Raw genomic sequence first — 19,443 nt, forward strand, 5'->3', positions numbered from 1 at the left:
ATTCCAGCGAGTGCTTCTTGGGCTACTTTATAACGAACTTCTTTAAACGCATTATTTCGTTGTCTCATCTTGTGCTCTCCCCCTAAATAAATAGTACCTTATTTCCCTAGATACTCTCCAATCCAATTAGGGGGCTTAATAGATTAATAGACCGTTTTTACCCAAATAGCGTCGCTCACAACCGATAGAATTTTCTAGTTTTTTTGGTCAGCCTTCAACAAAGGTCTTGTTTTTCGGTGCCTTCAATAGCCTAACACTTTCAACAATATTGTTATCAATGATTATAGTGGCTGACTTTGTTAAGCTCTCTAATAAGTACTTCAGCCCAGCCTCATGTTCGCCTTTTTGTAAGTAGTAGTTCGACAGTTCATTCATTAAACGTGTAAAGCGCTGCGCCTGGAATCTCTTATCGTATGTTCCTAGATCCTTGATCTGATCTTCTAAAGACTTGATTTCCTCTTCAAAACGCAGAAGAATATCATCTATATTAACATTATGACGATTGGCTGCCTCTACAATATTTAATAATGACAAGAGAATTTCACCTTTATTTGATTCAAAATATTGGACATAATCATAAAGTACGCTAAAATCTCCGGAAAATAATTTACATACATAGCTGTTTGCTTTTGCCCACCCCAGAAATAGTCCCTTCCAACGCTCTGCTTCTTCGTCGCACTCCTTCACCCAACTTAAATCAGCATATCTTGAATCAAATTCCAAGGCTTGCTCATATTCCCCTCGTTCTTCACAAACAGAGCCGCGAAGCAAATCACTATAAGCAACATACACAAACAGCGGTCTGCTCAGTTTAGAATACGAACCCTCCCCACTACGCTTTTGCCGGCGCTCTGCAAAGTAATGCCTTCTTGCCCTCATTCCCATCATTTCGGCAAACTTGTCCACCTTGTCCCACTTGCGCAGTGAACGATAGACGTTCGCCAAATCTTTTAACGCATCCAGCTGCAGTACCTCATCCAATCGTTCTGCATATGGCTCAAACTGGGCCGCTGCCTGTAAATTTAGCGCCTGATCGTCACCCAACCTGATCGTAAATAAACGATATTGGCAGAGAGCGAGACGCTCGGAATGCTGGGAATGCTCTGTTTTGGCTACTTCCTCATATAAAATGGCCGCTGCCTCCTTTTTTTCAGCTTGCAGCAGTTCTTCCGCCGCATCAAAAAGTACGGGACAGTACACCAGATTATCCAGCAGCCAACTGATGGCCTGTTGAATACAATCCAGCTTGTTCAATTCGGCACATCTGAATATAAACGGCCTGAGCCGCCTCCAATTCGGCTGAGTCGCAGCCATATTATCTTGTATGTATTGATTGTAAAAATGGCCCTCCGGGAGCTCCATCAGCTTGGTAATCCGGTCTAGCTGATTCACCGACATGGTCCTTCTCCCTGTGATGATCGAGCTAAGACTTCCCACATTGAGGCCAGTCTTGCGTCCCAAATCACTAAGCGTCAGCTTTTCGCGTCCCATAAACTTTTCGACTTCTGAGCGTATCGTGGTTGTCCTATCCAAATGAACCACTCCTTCATAAGTTGACACTCTGCTTAAACTATAGATGTCAGCAAATGATCAGGTACCCTTTCATAAACAAACTCTAAAATTTTATTCCATTAAAAATAGTATGCTACTTAATGTATATATTTAGGAGGTGTAAATTTCACCATTAAAAAGGCCAGCTATAAAAACTGGCCTTTCTGATGTACCTATGTAGTCTCTTTTATGCCCCACCGTGGTCTTCAAATGGTTTGTAAATCGATCCCGAACCTGGCACCTCGTAAACCAGTATAAGGCTAGCAACTACTAGAAACAAAGCGATTATTTTTTTCATTTTGGTACACCTCACTAAAAAGGATTTGATATACTGCCAGTGTTTCGGAAGCTGCATACTCTCTAAAATTTTCAAACAGACTAACACATTTTATAATAATGGTCTCGTTATTAATGATAAATGACTTTTGTAAACTATCCAATAAATATTTAAACCCAACCCCATACTCCCCTTTTTGCAAGTAATAATCCGACAATTCATTCAATAAACGTGAATAGCGGTCTGCTTTGAATCTCTTATCGTAGATTATTGTCCCCTCTAATTGTTCGCCCAGAGACTTGATTTCCGAATCAAAACGAGAAAGGATACCATCAATATTCGCTTGATAAGCGTTAGCTACCTCGGCTATATTTAATAGTGCTAAAAGAATCTCATCCTTATTTCTTTCAAAGTAATCTACATAATCATTAAGTACGCTGAGATCTCCCGATAATAATTTAGCTACATAGAAATTTGCTTTTACCCACCCTTGAAATAGTCCCCTCCAATGCTCGGTGTCTTCGTCATGCTCCTTTACCCAGCTTAAATCAGCATATCTTGAAACAAACTCCAAGGCTTGCTCATATTCCCCTCGTTCTTTACACACAGAACCCCGAAGCAAATCACTATAAGCAACATACACAAACAGCGGTCTGCTTAGTTTAGAATAAGGGTCTTCCCCATTGCGCTTTTGCCGGCGCTCGGCAAAGTAATGCCTTCTTGCCCTAGTCCCCATCATTTCAGCAAACTTGTCCACCTTGTCCCATTTGCGCAGGGAACGGTAGACATTCGCCAAATCTTTAAGCGCATCCAGCTGCAGAACCTCATCCAATCGTTCTACATAGGGCTCGAATTGGGCTGCTACCTCCAGGTTTTGCGCCTGATCATCGCCTAATCTGATCGTAAACAAACGATACTGGCAGAGAGCAAGACGCTCGGAATGCTGCGAATGCTCCGTTACGGCCACACCCTCATATAAAACGGCGGCGGCCTCCTTTTTTCCCGCCTGCAGCAGCTCCTCCGCCGCTTCAAACAGCACGGGACAATATACGATGTTGTCCAGCAGCCAACTTGTGACCTGACCAATGCAATCCAGCTTGTTCAAATCGGCGCATCTGTGAATAAAAGGTCTGAGCCGCCTCCAGTTCGGCTGAGTCACGGCCCTATTATCTTGTATGTATAGGTTGTAAAAATGACCTTCCGGGAATCCCATCATCTCGGTGATCCGGTCAAGCTGGTTTACCGCCATCATCCTCCCGCCAGTGATGATCGAGCTAAGACTTCCCACATTGATCCCAGTCTTGCGCCCCATATCACTGAGCGTCAGCCCTTCACGTTCCATAAACTTTTCAACTTCTGAGCGTATCGTGGTTGTCTTGTCCAATTAAACCACCCCACAATAGGTTGACATGCTTCGCAATATCTTGATGTCATTTCAATGACCCAGGAACCCTGTTGTAAGAAAAACGTTTTTCGATGTACTTTCACAGAAGACAGACTGCATTTTGCAATAGTTTTTCTTGCGATTTCAGGAAGCCACTGCTAGGAGGTTTATACTATCTGAAATCTTAAACAAAGCTAGAATTTTATTCCTGTCTGCATCATTATACTACTTTCTGGTATCTATGTGTATATTTTTCTAGCTTTTTTGAGATAAAATTTTTCTAGAAATATCGCAATTAAGTATCATTTTATTTTACGAGGATAAACTGAACCGTGTTATCAGAAAATGACGAGACATTAAGGAATATTGGACATCAAATATTAAAATAGAATTAAAAGGAAGCCAAGGAGGAATCAATATGATCAAATTGTTTCTCGGATGCACATCTATCTTATCTTCGGTAATTATTCTATGTACCGGGTTCCTAATCTCTGCGCTTAAGTCTGTGGATCGTTCTGCCGACATCAATAGCGGAGCCTTTCGATATAGCATTTTTAATATTGATCTTTGGTGGTTTGTAATTCCTGTCCTTCTTCTCATCATTGGTTTTTGGCTTATATACTCATACAGTAAAGATGCTGAACGATAACCGCCAAGGAGAGTTAAAAAAGATGAAACGCTGCTGACATAATGCTGTCAGCAGCGTTTTTGTATAGTAGAGAAAGTTCAAACGAAAGGAAGGCATACGATGATGACCGATAAAACACATGATTTCGTGATTGATGAAAATAACCGTTTTTGGCTCGGTGTAGTCTCTGCATCCCACGCTAGCCACGCGGTGGAAGAAGGGATCGCGCAGACCTGTCACGGGAAAGCGGGACTGCTCGGGAGAATGCGATCAGGGGATTGGCTTATCTACTACTCCCCACGCACAGATATAAAGGGAGGGGAGGCCCTGCAGGCATTTACGGCGATTGGCCGGGTCGCAGACGATGCCGTCTATCCCTTTAAAATGAGTGAAGATTTTATACCATATCGCCGCAATATGCATTATCTGCCTTGCCGGGCCGTGAAAATCGCCAATCTGTTGGACAAGCTGACCTTCACCAGAGGAAGACGCAACTGGGGTTACTCCTTCCGCTTCGGGCAATTAGAAATCAGTCGGGAGGATTTTGTGACCATAGCGAATGAGATGTTACAATTTCATCCGTTGCAGGCGCAATGAATTCAGCACAACCGATACGGAGCTGAAAGCCATCGCTGCCCCTGCCAGCCAAGGGGCCAGGAGGCCCATGGCTGCAACGGGGATACCGATGACATTATATGCTAGCGCCCAGAACAGGTTTTGTTTGATATTGCTCATGGTTCGTCGGCTCAACTCAATGGCGTCTGCAATACTGTTCAAATCTCCACGCATGAGGGTGACAGCCGCAGCTTCGATGGCAACATCTGTCCCCGTTCCGATGGCCATGCCGATATCGGCTGCAGCGAGAGCGGGAGCATCATTAATTCCATCCCCCACCATCGCCACCTTCCGGCCGCTTTCCTGCAGTTTCTGTATTTCTGCCGCTTTGCCCTCAGGAAGCACTTCAGCCAGTACTTTAACAATTCCAGCCTGGTTAGCCACGGTACGGGCGGTACGCTCATTGTCTCCTGTCATCATGATTATATCGATCCCCATGGCCTGAAGCCGGCTGATCGCTGTTCGTGAAGTATCTTTAATCGTATCAGCCACCGCTACAATCCCAGCCCACCGTCCATCCACTGCAACGAGCATCGCTGTCTTCCCCTGATGTTCGAGCTCGGACAAGTGCTGGGACGTTTTGCGCGAAACCTCTACCTTATGATCTGCAAGCAGACGTCTTGTACCAACCAGAATTTCCTTTCCCTGAACACGGGCTCGTACACCGTAACCCGGAATGTTCTCGAACTGCTCTGACTTGGGAAAACGGCTTACTCCTCTTTCTTTGATTCCTTCGACAATGGCTAAGGCTAGTGGATGCTCCGAACTTTGCTCGGCAGCGCCCACCTGCTTCAGAAACTCGGTTTCCGTCCAGTTCGGGGCTGTCATCACATTCGTCAATACCGGTTTCCCGTTGGTTACCGTTCCTGTTTTGTCGAGTACAACCGTCTGAATATGCTGTGCCGTTTCCAAATACTCTCCACCTTTGAACAGGATACCGTATTCAGCTGCACGTCCGGAACCGGCCATAATGGATGTCGGTGTAGCTAGTCCCAAAGCACAAGGACAGGCAATGACCAGTACGGCTATCGCTTTCTCCAATGATCCGCCGAAGTCGCCGGGATTCGCCAATAGATACCAGAACAGAAACGTCAAGGCTGCGAGGCTTACTACAATAGGCACAAAAATACCGGATATCTCATCTGCAATCCGCTGTATGGGAGCTTTAGAGCCCTGCGCTTGTTCCACGGTTTTGATAATCTGCATTAAAGCGCTATCTGCGCCTACCAGGGTTGCCCGCAAACTTAGTGTGCCATTCTTATTTAAAGTAGCTCCTGTTACGGTGTCCCCGGGTTTCTTGTCCACTGGCAGACTTTCGCCACTCAGCATGGATTCATCAACGGAAGAGATTCCTTCCACCACCACGCCGTCAACGGGTATCTTTTCACCGGGTTTTACAATGACAAGATCGTTCACCAATACGTATTCAGGAACGAGGCTGATCTCCCGACCATCACGAATGACACGCGCGCTGCGCGGAACCATTTCCATCAAGCTCTTGATGGACCGGGTAGAACGGCCTTTCGCCAATGCCTCCAACCATTTGCCGAACAAGATTAGAGTGATCAGCACCGCACTGGTTTCAAAATAAAAATCAACAGGAGCCTGTGTTACCGCATTCGTGGCCTCCGTTATTTCCGCACTTCCTCCATGATTATGGCCGGACATTCCGCCGGTGCCGGTTAATGACATCAAATACCAGCTGTACAAATAAGCCATGCTTGTCCCTAGAGCGACCAGCACATCCATATTGGCACTGCCGTTTCTCAAAGCTTTGTAGGCGCCTATGTAAAACTGCTGGCCCAGTATAAATTGTACAGGCGTAGCGAGTATAAATTGAAACAAGGGATTCATAAATAGATCTGGAACCCATATCCAGGAAGTGAATGAAAAGTGCCCTGCCATCGCCCATAATAGCGGGAAAGAAAGAATGGCGGACAGGATCCATTTCCATTTTTTTCGCTGCAATTCCTGTTCCCTCAAGGAGATGGTTTCTTCTTCTGTTTCCTTTAACTTCGCAGTGTAACCCAACTGTCTGATTTGGAATATCAGGTCCGAGGCTCTCAACGTTCCTGCGGCGTATTCGACATGGCCTGTTTCCAGCGCCAGGTTCACATGGGCACGGGATACACCCGGCAGTCTGGAGAGTCCTTTCTCAATACGCGCGGAACATGCGGCACACGTCATGCCAGTAATGTATAAATCAACGGATTCTGTGATGGTTTCAAAACCAAGTGCCTCCACTTTCTCCCGAAGGTTGTTCACGCCAACAGTCACAGGATCATAGGATACGGTTGCCTTTTCCAAAGCAAGATTTACATTGGCATGCAGTACACCCTCCATACGGGATAATCCCTTTTCAATCCGAGCCGAGCACGCTGCACAGGTCATTCCCTTAATTTGCAGTGTTGTCTGCCAAACTTCCGGTGAATCTGTATTAAGGTATATAGAATGATTTGTTGGGGGGAGATTGTTCATGATTGCCGTCTCCTTCTTCAAAATGGATCGTCCACTCCAAACTTCATAGGGATCTAAATGGAGTGGTTTCATATGTTCGCTTTTAATAGGATACTCTTAAGGAACTTAAAGAGGCATGACTCCATCGAGCCATACCCCTAGATGATTTAACCCTGAATTGTAGACAACGTGTGAACTTTAATACACCTTTCTGCTTGAAATGTCCTCATCCAGAGGACGGATTTGCCAGATATCGTCCGCATACTGCCGGATGGTGCAGTCGCTCGCAAACTTCCCTGCATGCGCCATGTTCACGATCGCCCGCCCCGTCCAATCCGACGGATCGCGGTAAATCTGATCGATTTGGGCCTGTGTGTCCACATAAGCCGCAAAATCCTCCAGCACAAAATATTCATCATTATGGTCGATCAATGAGCGGTAGACTGCTTCAAACTCCCATTCATGGCTCGTGAAAGGACCTGTCTGGATCATCTGCTCCAGCAGCCTGCGCAGCCGTTCATCCTCCTCGCTCTTGCGGCGCGCGGAATATCCTCCTGTACGGTAATATTCAAGTACCTGTTCCGCACGCAGACCGAAGATAAACATATTCCGATCCCCCAGCATTTCATGCATTTCAACATTGGCGCCATCCATCGTGCCGATCGTTAACGCCCCGTTCATCATAAATTTCATATTTCCCGTACCGGAAGCCTCCTTGCCGGCAGTGGAAATTTGTTCGCTCACGTCCGCGGCCGGGATAATGAGCTCAGCCAGAGATACGGAGTAATTTTCCAGAAAAACAACCTTTATCCGATCTCTTGCCTGCGGGTCATGATTGACCGTGTCAGCCACATTGTTAATCAGCTTGATGATCTGTTTCGCCAGATAATAACCCGGAGCGGCTTTGGCCCCAAATATGAAGGTGCGCGGAGTCATGTCCCTGGCCGGATTTTCTTTAAGTTCATTGTACAAGTGCATAATATGCATAATGTTCAGCAATTGCCGTTTATAGCCATGAAGCCGCTTGACCTGAACGTCAAAAATGGATAAAGGATCGACAGATATCCCCTGTCTGCTCAGAATATATCCTGCCAGTCTCCGCTTGTTGTCCTGCTTGATGTCCTGCACCCGCTGCTGGAAGGATGAGTCCTCAGTATACTGCATCAATCCGGTTAATCTGCGTGGATCGCGGACCCAAGCTTCGCCAAGCGTTTCTTTGTAAAGCAGTGCCAGTTCCGGATTGGCATGCATTAGCCACCGCCTGTGTGTAATGCCGTTCGTCTTGTTGTTGAAACGGTCCGGGAACAACTCGTAGAACGGCCTCATCTCGCGCTGCTTTAATATTTCCGTATGAAGCGCAGCCACGCCGTTTACGCTGTAGCTGCCCACAATGGCCAGATTAGCCATACGGATCTGGTCTCCATAGATGATGGCCATTTCTGACATCCGCCGTTCATCGCCCGGATACCGCTCAAGCAGCATGGCACAGAACCGTTTGTTGATCTCCTCAATGATCATATAGACACGCGGCAGCAGCTCGCGGATCATAGGCACCGGCCATTTCTCCAGCGCTTCGCTGAGGATCGTATGGTTTGTATAAGCTACCATTCTGCTTGTAATATCCCATGCTTCATCCCAGCCCATGCCTTTCACATCGATCAGGATACGCATCAATTCCGGAATAACGAGCGTCGGATGTGTGTCATTGATATGAATGGCGATTTTGTCAGGCAGATGATCATAGGAAAGCTGCTGTTTGTCATAGGTGCGCAGAATGCTCTGCAGACCGGCGGAGCAGAGAAAATACTGCTGCTTCAAGCGCAGTCGCTTGCCCTCTTCATTCGAATCATCCGGGTACAGGAACTCCGAGATCGACTCAATGGACCGGCTGTAATCCAGATATTTATAATAGCCTTCACCGCTCGGAAAATGGCCGGCAGCAGAGTCCAGAGCCGACTCGGCGCTCCAGATCCGCAGTGTATTGACGTTTCCCCGCCTGTAGCCGATCAACGGAATATCGTACGGAACGGCCCAGATTTTCTCGGCGTCCTTTGTTTCGAAAACAAGGCGGCCGTTTTCCTCACGGCTTTCCACCCTGCCCCAGAAGAAGACCTCGACCCTTTTCTCAGGCCGGCGGACTTCCCACACATTGCCCTTCTGCAGCCAATAATCCGGCAGCTCCACCTGATTACCGTCCACGATCCGCTGTTCGAAGAGACCGTATTTATAGCGGATGCCGCAACCGTGTCCCGCATAACCCAGCGAAGCGAGCGAATCCATAAAACAGGCGGCCAGCCGCCCGAGACCGCCGTTGCCGAGACCCGCGTCCGATTCTTGTGCTTCGATCGCTTCGAGCTCCCAGCCCAGCTCGCTCAGTCCTTCCCGGACCATGTTAAGGACGCCCAGATTCAGCAGATTATTGCCAAGCAGCCGACCCATCAGGAACTCCAGCGAGAAATAATAGACCTGCTTCTCCCCGCGCTCCTTATACGCCTGATTTGTTCTGGCCCAGTTCTTGCCGACATATTCCCTGATCATGCTGCCCAATATCTTATACACGTCATCAGCCTTGGCTTCTGCCAGCGGGATTCCCAGACGTCCGACAAGATGCAGCCGAAATTGTTCCTTGAATTCTTCCTTAGTGCTGAACAACGGTGAGTACCTCCTGATCCTTAGCCGATTCTTCTGCAGCACATCAGCCAGAGTATTTATTTACATTTTGGTATTTTTGGCGATCACATAGGGGCTTTTGGCGCTGCCGATCAATGTGGTCTCTTCGGATAATCTGACATCCTTGTCGAGAATGACATTCTCAATGACAGCTCCTTCACGGATGACGCATTTTTGCATAATAATCGAATTGCTGACCCGCGCGCCCTTATGGATCTGTACCCCTCTGAAAATGACGCTGTTCTCCACCCTTCCGCCAATGATGCAGCCGTTGGCAACCAAAGAGTTTTCAACCTCTGCCCCATCCAGGTATCTTGTGGGAGCCTCATATTTGATTTTGGTATGGGCCGGCCTGTGCTGGAATAACGCCTGATATTGCTTTTGATCCAGCAGCGCCATACTGTGCTTGAAGTAGCTCTCCACCGAATTGATCAAAGCATGATAGCCGTCATAGCGATAAGCATAAATTTGCAGCCGGTCCGGATTGCGCTGGATGGCGTCGCGAAAAAAGTTGCTGTCGCCATGCGCGATAGAGCGTTCCGCCTCCTGCAAATACAGCCTTTTATCCATGATGAACATTTCCATGTATATATTATGATGGCTCTGCTCCTGATGAATCTCCGTTACTCTTCCATCCTCGTTCACCTCCAGACGGGTGCAGGGCGCATGCTCCGGTTCAAGACGCTCCACCTGCCGGTACACGAGCGTAACGTCAGCTCCCTTCTCTCTGTGAAACCGGTAGACGTCCCCGATATCAACTTTGTTGACATGCCGTGAGCCGGAATGAACGATGGTTTCTCCTGCGGCACGTTTAAAGAAGTCCAGATTATTATGCACATGCTGCAGATCCCCTTTGGACGTATCTGTCGGATCATTCCAGTCCGGAGGGAGCACGAACAGCCCGCCGCGTTTGCGGTCCAGGTCCCATGGGCGCCCATCCCCCAAATGATCCAGCAAGGAACGGTACTTCCTGCGGATGAACAGGGCCGTATCCAGAATACCCGCATACATCATATTGGACAGTGTAAAGTCGATGAGCCGGTAACGGCCTGCAAAGGGAACGGCCGCCCCGCAGCGGAAGTAAGTCAGCTCCTTCAGATGATCCAGTTCATTGTCCAGATTAATAACGCCGATCAGTGGGTTCATGCTTTCACACCGTCCATTTCCTTAATAATTTTGGGCCGCCTTCACTTCCGTGTCATGGTCAATCAGCGCGATATCCCCCGCATCACCGCCAATTACGACATCATCTTCAATCATGACGTTCTCGCTCACAATCGCACGATGGATGCGGACATGGCGCCCGATCTTCACGCCAGGCATAATGACGGAATCCGATACATGACTGCCCTCTCCGACCTCTACCCCATAGAAGAGAACCGAATGCTCTACCCTGCCGCTTACGACACAGCCTTCATTCACGATGCAATTGTTGAGAACCGCATTAGGGGATATATACTGTGCGGGCTGATTCGGGCTTCTTGTAAAAATGCGCCAATCCGGATCGTTCAGATTCAGGGGAGGATCAAGTGCGAGCAGGTCCATGTTGGCTTCCCACAGGCTTTGAATGGTTCCTACATCCTTCCAGTATCCCTGAAACGGGTAGGCGTACAATGTTTTGGCATGACTGAGCATAAGCGGGATGATATCCTTGCCGAAATCATGCGAGCTGTCGAGGTTTTGCGAGGCTGTGATCAAATACTCCCTGAGCACGCTCCATTTAAACAAATAAATGCCCATGGACGCGAGGGTGCTTTTCGGTTGCTGAGGCTTTTCTTCAAATTCATAAATTTGCAGGTTTTCATCCGTATTCAATATCCCGAAGCGTCTGGCTTCTTCAATGGTGACATCAATGACGGAAATCGTGCAGTCGGCGTTCTTCTCTTTATGGAAGTTCAGCATGGTCGCATAATTCATTTTATAGATATGGTCGCCGGAGAGGATGAGCACATGCTCGGGGTTAAACTGTTCAATAAATTTGAGATTTCTGAAAATCGCATCCGCCGTTCCTCTGTACCAGCTGTTGCCGTCTTCCCTTTCATGAGGAGGCAGCACATAGACGCCGCCGTTTCTGCGGTCCAGATCCCAATCGCTCCCCACGCCGATATAGGAATGCAGAACAAGCGGCTCGTATTGTGTCAGCACTCCAACCGTATCGATACCGGAATGAGCGCAGTTGCTGAGGGGAAAGTCGATAATTCTGTACGTTCCGCCAAAATAGACGGCAGGCTTGGCAAGTGTTCTCGTTAGTCCTTTCAACCGTTTGCCCTGCCCGCCCGCGAGCAGCATCGCCAGTACTTCTTTGTTCTGCATGAAAATTCCTCCTTCAATGTGCGAAAATGCGAACCATTTTGCAGCTTGGGATATGAACATCTATGCAACAACATATTCGATCGGTCTGGCATCAATACTAGGGAGATGAAGTGCGAACAATGAACTGAAGATACTGGCTGATCAGGAGAGTTTTATGGACAAGCCGTGTGAAGCAGTATGTAAACATGGTGAAATGAGTTGGAAATAAACAGTGATTATAGCAGGAAAGACAAATCTATATAATCTCTTGAGGAGGGATATAAACTGCTGCTCAGTCCCTCCGGTTTCCGTCAGAGGGACTTTAGCTTACAGTACTATTATACTATAACTAGATCTTAAACTGTTTTATTGTATTTTGCAGATTATCCGCCAAACCGGCAAGCGCTTGGGAAGAAGAGGTGATTTCCTCCATGGAAGCAAGCTGCTGCTGTGTTGCGCCGGAGATGCTTTGCGAATTGGCGGCAGATTCCTTGGCTACGGAGCTTACCTCCAGTATGGCTGCATTCACATTATCCGTACCGTCAGCCAGTTTGGCCAGCGCTTCCGAAATATCCGCAATTTGTGAAACAACTTCATTCACTGCTTGATCTATGCTGGAGAAAGAGTGCCCTGCATGCTGGACAACGTTCATGCCGGAATGAACCTCTTCCGAGGCTTTTTCCATAGTTTGCAGCGTATGCTCCGTTTCGCTTTGGATCAGCTGAATCAGTCCGGAAATTTGTTCCGACGACTTCTTGGATTCTTCTGCCAGCTTCCTCACTTCATCGGCAACAACGGCAAAACCTTTGCCATGCTCTCCGGCCCTGGCCGCTTCAATCGCCGCATTCAAGGCCAGCAGATTCGTTTGGGCCGATATTCCTGTAATCACATTCGTGATTTTCCCGATTTCATTGGAGCGTTCATTCAGGCTTTTCACAGCCTCTGACAGGCTGTTGACATTCGAATATATCGAATTCATTTGTTTGTTTACTTCCTCGATCGCCTGATTGCCCTCAGAGGACATTTGCGAGGCATGCAGGACATCCTTTTTCATTTTCTCCGTATTATGAGTGATCGTTCTTGTGTGACCGGTAATATCTGTAATAACTCTTGAACTCTCTTCCACCTGGTCAACCTGTTTTTCGGATCCATAGGCAAGCTCCTGGGCGATGATCGTTATATGCTCACTGGCCTTGCTATTTTGTTCGGCATTGGCGCTCAACTCTTCTGAAGCTGAAGCCACAAGCAGCGTAGACTCCTGTACGGTGCTGAATACGGATTGAAGTTTGGCGGTCATATTGTTAAACGAGGAAGAAAGCTCGCCGATTTCATCTCTGGAGTGATAGCTTCCTTTAACGGTAAAGTCCCCGTTCTCCGCTTGCTGCAGCAAGCCCACCACTTCTTTTACCGGTTTTACAATCATGCGGGCAATCATTGTGCTAAGCAGAATTAACAGCAGAAGAGCTGCAATGACAACTACCGATACAAATATGGTTATACCGCGCGAGCTTTCCTGATTCATGCTGTTGATGGAGCCTGCATACGTTATATTGGATTTCTGCAGTGCTTTCAAAGTGTCATTGACCTGCTGACGATACTTCTCAACTTCTTCTAAGTAGAGCTGGTAGGCTTCTTTATTGTTATTCTGCAATGCCAAGTCAATGACCTGATTTCTGCTCGTGTTCAGCGCTGTGGCTTGCTCTCTGTATTGATTAAGCAGCTCCTGCTGTTCACTTGTTAATTTGCCCTTTTCAATTCCAGTTACAAGTTCGTCAATTTCTTCCCAGGCAGAGGCGATTTCGTCATTCAACTCTTTATTTCTTGCCGGATCTTCGGTTACAAGCAGCTCCAGAGTATATGCGTCACTTGCTCTGGCATTCACCCTGATCTGCATAATGTCCCCCAGAGGAAGCAAATTTTCTTTATACATTACCTCTGAGTTTTTGGCCATGGTCCGGATGTAGTTCAGTCCCAAAAATCCTACTGTACCCAATGCCAAAGCACTTACAACGATAATAATCAACAGCTTTCTTGTGATGGACAGGTTTTTTAACAGCTTCACAATGGCGTCTCCTTTGAATGTTTATTCTCAGGAGATAATATCGGTGTAATATCAAGAGATTTGAATGGATAAAATTATCCAATTTTTTAATAGCTGGAGCGGAATGGTTGAAAAAAGAATCAGGTAGGAAAACTTTCAATTGAAACTATTCGCTGCTGCACCGGTGCTAAGCGATAGGCCTCCGCAAGGCCATGCTCCCGGATGTCCCGCTTGTGAACGTTACGGTATAAATGCGTTACCCGGGCATTATGCTCAAACGGATTGAAGGAGAGGCCAACGCTAATCTCCGAAGTCCATTCGGCACGGATTGCGCCGTGCCCGAGGCCTGCCGTACTCAGGCCGTCAGCAAACCATTCATACTGGGATGCCGGCGTACCGGGAGGCTGCATGCAGATGAACAAGCTCAGCTCATCGCAGAACATCAATCTCTGCAGATCGGACTGCAGCCGGTCATGCCAGACATCGATGCCGCCAAGTGACTGATAGATATGAGATCTTCTCTGTTCTTCATCTGCAAGATATTCATTAATGATCCGTATATCCTCATGATGCTCACCGCGGCTTCGTTCCACCAGCTCACTGTACATGCTGCTGCACAGCAGCGCGGCATAGGGGTGCTCCTTCTCCACTTCATCAATGCCCAATTTGTAAAACACAAAACGGGGACTCAGCGGAAAATCCTTGAACGTATACGGAGCCGCTGCATGATCGTTCCAGAACGGGGCGGCGTCCAGCCGAATCCAGCCCTGGTCATGGCGAAATGCTGCGTACACCAGCTCCTCCCTGTTGTCCGGAAAGCCGAGATGCTCCTCCTTCCAGTTGGAGGCCAGTTCACCTGCAATGCGGCCGTGGTCATGCTGTGCAGTCATGACAAATGCGTCTTCCGTTTCGAATACAATCATATCAGCACCCCCTGTCATGATGTCATTCTCGCTTTGTCTCTTTCATTATAACAATGGCTTGCGGCCAAATGCCACTATACGCTAACCTTCGGGCAAACTGCCGAAACCGAACCTATCCCCACTCCTGCGCAGAGCATGATGCCTGACCCGGTATTCCTGCGGGGTAATGCCCTCCTTCTCTCTGAAGACCTTGTTAAAATGCTTGGCGCTCTCAAACCCGACGGCTGCCGCGACCTCATAAATCCTGAGCTCCGTGCGCTCCAGCAGCTCTTTGGATTTGTGAATGCGCACGTTTCTCAAATATTGGACAAAACTTACACCTGTATAGGATTTAAAGGCATGGCTGAAATACGTGTAATTTAACGATACGAGGTTGGACACGACAGCCATATTCAAATCCTCCTTGTAGTGCTTATGAATATATTCGACGGCCCGGTCCAGCTCATACGACCTCCCCGGGCCGCCTTCTTTTCCCTGCCTGATCACAGCCTGCGGCACTTCCCGTTCTCTGCCCGGCAGTTCCCTTTCATGTATCGTGTTCTCCATCTCCTTCAGCATGGAGAACAGGTCGTCCCGGACGACCGGCTTGAGTAAATATTCCTGTGCGCCGCAGTGGATAGCCTCCTTGGCATACTGGAATTCGCCATAACCGCTAAGCACAGCCACGAGCGGCCTTGGACGTAAATTACGCAGCTGGCGCATCAATTGAATGCCATCCATATGCGGCATTCGAATATCAGTAATGACAATATCCATACGTTTCTCATTGGCCTGATTCCATGCCTGCCGTCCGTCCTCGGCTGTATAACATTCGAAGTCCCCGGGGAATTCCCGCTCGACCATGGCCTTTAACCCAAGCCTGATATTTTTCTCATCATCCGCAATCAGCAGCCTGATCATCCTGATCACCTCCCTTGGCGGATATGTTCTGAGGGAGCACCATATGCACGGTGGTGGAGCTTCCCTGTCCGCTATCAACATGAATGCCGTAGCCTTCTCCACAGTGGAGGCGGATTCTTTTTTGTACATTCCGCAGGCCAATTCCATGATTCGATAACCGACTGGCAGCATCCATCGGCCGCTGAAGCTCCTCATCTCCCGTTAGGAGCGCCGCATTCACTTCATTCACTTTCCATCCCGGCATCCCCGGCCCGTTATCTGTGATTAGAATATGCAGATTCCCGTTATGCTCGCCCGCCTGAATACGAACCGTAAATTGCTTTTCCCCTGCATGCTCGGGCTGCCAGCCATGCTTGACCGCATTCTCCACGATTGGCTGCAGCGACATCTTGAGCACGCTGTGGGCAAGCAGCCCAGGCGGAACATTCACTTCCAGCTTCAGCCTGTCATCATACCGGATGTTCATCAGCGCCATATAGTTACGGATATGACGGATTTCATCCTCCAGGGTGACGAAGTCGGCAGACCATTGAAAGCTGTAGCGCATCATGGAGCCAAGGGAGGTCAGTGCATCCGACAGCGGATATTGGCCCTCCACCTCAGCCATCATCTTCAAATTTTCCAATGTATTATACAGAAAATGCGAGTCGATCTGATTTTTGAGCGAATTAAGCTCCGCTTCCTTGGCTGCCGCCTGTTTCTCAACAGCCTCGACGATCAGTTCCTTGATCTTGCCCAGCATCCTGCGGAAATGGCGTGCGAGCTCGGCGATTTCACCTTGGCCATAGACCGGAATCCGCACCTCGAAATTCCCTTCATGCACCTGCTTCATGGAATCACGAAGCGTGGTGAGCTGTCTTAAAATAAGCGCATGCAGACCGTATGAAATCAGCGACATGAAGGCAATCAGCACCACAACGATGACGACGAGCTGATTGCGCCTGCCGCGAATGTCGGACAAGACCGGCTCCAGCGACACGACATTGACCAGATAAGCGTCAGGCCCGTCGATCGTTCTGTACAACCCGAGGTACGGCTGGCCCTTGATGGAAAAGCGGAGACTTCCCTGCTCACCCTCAGCGTGCATCCGCAGCTGTTCCCTGATCGCCGCTGCCGTGATGCTGCCGGTCAGCCTGCTGTCCGGACGGAAGTAGGCTGACCCATCGCGGCTGAAGACCAGCATCTGGGATTCCCCATCCTGCAGGCTGCCGAAGGTTTTGGGTGAAAAATCCTCCAGCTCCATATCGATCTGCACGATACCACCCTTCACTCCTTCCGCGGCTTGTATTTCTCTTAACAAAGAAATATAGGATGTCTGTTCCAGACTGCCGGCCTGCCCAGTCCGCAAAATATCCTCAGGGCCTCTGTATATCTCCCACCACGTCATCCCGTTCCGCGCACGGACCTTGGGAAGCCAATCCTTGTCGTAGATTCGGTCCTCCCGGAAAATGACCGGCCATATTTCCTTGGCATGAGGATTGTCCGTGAACAGCCGCATATTTGTTACTTTCGGGTTGCTGTACAGTAAATGCTGCAGATTGGGAAAAATGTTCATATTAAAATTAACCAATTCTTCCGCTCCCGGCTCCCTGCTGCTCGTTAAATAATTGAGCACCGCGCGGTCCGAGACGGCAAGCTGCGCCGTCCGCTCCATAATCTCCATATTGTTCATCATATCCTTCAGCTCGCTGTCCAGCGCAAACTCGTTTTTTCTCGTCATATCCAGCAGCGTATTATCATACAGCTGCTGAAAGGTGTATATGGAGAAAAGCACGACGGGAACCAGTATGACACCGATATATGCAGCGATCAGCTTGATCTGCAGCGGCAATCCGCCCGCATTCATGATTAATTTTTCAATCCATTTCCGTAGAACAGCACGCATGAAAATCACTTCCGGCATCTCATTTATGGAATAGTCAGACAGAGCAGGCAGCAGGAGCATCCCTCTCATACGAACTCGAAAAATCCCGACAGTTTGCGGGATTTTTCGAAAAAGGTGTACAGCTCTTTATAAAACAGCAAGCTGCAGGTCCTCACTTATGTGGTTATTGCGCAAAGGCTTCTATCTTTTTCTGATTTTCCGCGAAGGCCTTTGCCTGATAGGCTTTTACTTTATCATATCCCGCCTCGTCGCGGTCCTTCAGAAACTTCTCAAGCAATTGATCAAACTCACTGTCCGATGAAGCCAGCAGCAGCTTCGGCAGCGTTCTGCCCCAGGCCTGGTCGATTTTGCTGTTGGCGATGCCCTCTGCGGAAGTTCCGGTAGGAATAGTATTATCATATTGTGAGAAGCTGAAGGTTTTGCCTTTTGTCCAGTCTTCAGGCTGTTTCGCGGGCTCGACGCTCGGCGGTGCCCACTTCAGATTCATATTCGTATCCATCATCATCCAGAAGGTAAAGGAGGCGCCGTATTTTTTATCAAATGCCGTCCGATCCTTGTTCAGCAGGTCCAGCACCTCTGGCTTGAACGTTTCCTTGCCGTCTACCATATCCCACGTTACACCTTCTTCACCCATATAAAGATCCTTGTTGCCTTCCTCGCTGATCAGATAGGTGAGGAACTCGATCGCCCGCTCCTTGTCCTTCACGTCTTTGGAGATGAGCGTCAGCGTCCAGCCCGAAATGCCGGGACCCGCCAGCGTCGGAGGATCCAGCTTGCTGTTGGCCGGTCCGTCCACTGCAATATATACGGAATCCGGGTCATTGACGTAGCGGCTTGCCTGCTGGGGAACCATATCGGAGCGCTGATATAGCATGGCGAAATAACGGCCCTGAGCGATTTTCTCCTCCATCTGCGGACGCTTGTCGATAAATATGTCCTTCGCCAGCAGACCCATTTCATTTGCTTTCCGCAGCGTTTTCAGCCATCGGATAAATTCCGGGTCGGTCATCCTGTCATACATCTGGCCGTCCTTTTCGTAAGGAACCGCAAGAAAATTCTGCAGATACTCTTTCAGGGAATAGTTGCCTACGTCTGTAAATTCATGAAGTCCAAGCGGAATCAGCGGCTGACCGTTGACCTCCGGAAACTTCTCCTTCGCATCCTGAAGCGCTTTCAAGAAACCCTCCGGCGTTCTCATATCCGGCTTGCCAAGAGCTTCATAGATGTCCTTACGCACCATAAACGTTTGGTTGGATACAAAGTTCTGGCCATACTTTTTGTAATCCTGCGGCGAGGAGGACGCGTTGGGATAACCGTAAATGTTGCCGTCCGGCTGCTGGTACCATGAAACCTTGGCCGGGTCCGCCACCTTCATGAAATACGGGTCGTATTTTTCCGCCAGCTCATTGAGCGGCAGCACCATTTTGCCTTCTATCATTTTTTTGACCGCATCCTCGCTCCAGCCCAGAGTGATAAAGTCTGGCAATTTACCGGAGGCAATCATCGTGTTGAGCTTCTCGTTTTCATTGCCGGCCGGTACGATGAAATTAATGCTGACCCCCGTTTTCTTCGTCACATACTGGGAGGTGGCATCCACTCCCCACTTGTTGGGGAACCAGGAGAAGTTCAAATACCAGTCGAACGTTATCGGCTCTTTATCCGCCTTCCAGCCCGCCTCGTCGGCCGTGGCCGGTGTTTTGGGATCCTCCAGTGCTGCCGGTGTGGAGCCTCCCCCACCTCTGGATGTACATGCTGTTAGCATGAACACCGTGATTAATGCCAGAATGCCTGCCCGCCATTTGCGTGTGAACATTTAAATC

The 19,443-nt window shown here is 48.6% G+C and carries 12 protein-coding genes; 1 reads left to right on the plus strand and 11 read right to left on the minus strand.

Features of this window, described 5'->3' with window-relative positions; all coding sequences use genetic code 11:
* Positions 1-207: 207 nt before the first annotated feature.
* Together ACI1P2_RS03625 and ACI1P2_RS03630 are read right to left on the minus strand one after the other, a co-directional pair.
* Positions 208-1,533 (minus strand): helix-turn-helix domain-containing protein, encoded by a 1,326-nt coding sequence (locus ACI1P2_RS03625; protein ID WP_355316934.1) that lies wholly within the window; start codon positions 1,531-1,533, stop codon positions 208-210.
* 278 nt (positions 1,534-1,811) lie between these two features.
* A complete protein-coding gene (locus ACI1P2_RS03630) occupies positions 1,812-3,212 on the minus strand; it encodes a helix-turn-helix domain-containing protein (protein WP_355316936.1) in 1,401 nt (466 codons plus the stop codon).
* 751 nt (positions 3,213-3,963) lie between these two features.
* Between ACI1P2_RS03630 and ACI1P2_RS03635 the strand changes: the two genes are divergently transcribed.
* A complete protein-coding gene (locus ACI1P2_RS03635; RefSeq protein WP_355316938.1) occupies positions 3,964-4,437 on the plus strand; it encodes an EVE domain-containing protein in 474 nt (157 codons plus the stop codon).
* On the opposite strand, the gene ACI1P2_RS03640 is transcribed toward ACI1P2_RS03635, so the two are convergent.
* The 9 genes from ACI1P2_RS03640 to ACI1P2_RS03680 all read right to left on the minus strand — a co-directional run bounded on the left by ACI1P2_RS03640 (position 4,408) and on the right by ACI1P2_RS03680 (position 19,436).
* Positions 4,408-6,846, minus strand: coding sequence for a heavy metal translocating P-type ATPase (locus tag ACI1P2_RS03640; protein ID WP_458295591.1), 2,439 nt, complete (start codon positions 6,844-6,846; stop codon positions 4,408-4,410). The genes ACI1P2_RS03635 and ACI1P2_RS03640 overlap by 30 nt on opposite strands.
* Positions 6,847-7,110: 264 nt before the next feature.
* Positions 7,111-9,564 (minus strand): glycogen/starch/alpha-glucan phosphorylase, encoded by a 2,454-nt coding sequence (locus tag ACI1P2_RS03645; RefSeq protein WP_355316942.1) that lies wholly within the window; start codon positions 9,562-9,564, stop codon positions 7,111-7,113.
* A gap of 60 nt (positions 9,565-9,624) precedes the next feature.
* Positions 9,625-10,728 (minus strand): glucose-1-phosphate adenylyltransferase subunit GlgD, encoded by a 1,104-nt coding sequence (glgD, locus tag ACI1P2_RS03650; RefSeq protein WP_355316944.1) that lies wholly within the window; start codon positions 10,726-10,728, stop codon positions 9,625-9,627.
* 21 nt (positions 10,729-10,749) lie between these two features.
* Complete coding sequence (locus ACI1P2_RS03655) at positions 10,750-11,895, minus strand: glucose-1-phosphate adenylyltransferase (protein WP_355316945.1); 1,146 nt, start codon at positions 11,893-11,895, stop codon at positions 10,750-10,752.
* A gap of 328 nt (positions 11,896-12,223) precedes the next feature.
* On the minus strand, positions 12,224-13,936 hold the full coding sequence (locus ACI1P2_RS03660; RefSeq protein WP_355316947.1) for a methyl-accepting chemotaxis protein: 1,713 nt from the start codon (positions 13,934-13,936) through the stop codon (positions 12,224-12,226).
* 119 nt (positions 13,937-14,055) lie between these two features.
* Positions 14,056-14,838 (minus strand): DUF3891 family protein, encoded by a 783-nt coding sequence (locus ACI1P2_RS03665; protein ID WP_355316949.1) that lies wholly within the window; start codon positions 14,836-14,838, stop codon positions 14,056-14,058.
* Between the two features lie 81 nt (positions 14,839-14,919).
* Positions 14,920-15,738, minus strand: coding sequence for a response regulator transcription factor (locus ACI1P2_RS03670; protein ID WP_355316951.1), 819 nt, complete (start codon positions 15,736-15,738; stop codon positions 14,920-14,922).
* The gene (locus tag ACI1P2_RS03675) at positions 15,713-17,692 is read right to left on the minus strand and encodes a cache domain-containing sensor histidine kinase (protein ID WP_355316953.1); all 1,980 of its coding nucleotides are present in this window, start codon (positions 17,690-17,692) and stop codon (positions 15,713-15,715) included. Before ACI1P2_RS03675 ends, ACI1P2_RS03670 begins: the two co-directional genes overlap by 26 nt.
* A 94-nt stretch (positions 17,693-17,786) precedes the next feature.
* The gene (locus ACI1P2_RS03680) at positions 17,787-19,436 is read right to left on the minus strand and encodes a type 2 periplasmic-binding domain-containing protein (RefSeq protein WP_355316955.1); all 1,650 of its coding nucleotides are present in this window, start codon (positions 19,434-19,436) and stop codon (positions 17,787-17,789) included.
* Positions 19,437-19,443 lie beyond the last annotated feature (7 nt).

Origin of the sequence: Paenibacillus jiangxiensis (assembly GCF_046098255.1) — a bacterium.
GTDB lineage: Bacteria > Bacillota > Bacilli > Paenibacillales > Paenibacillaceae > Paenibacillus > Paenibacillus jiagnxiensis.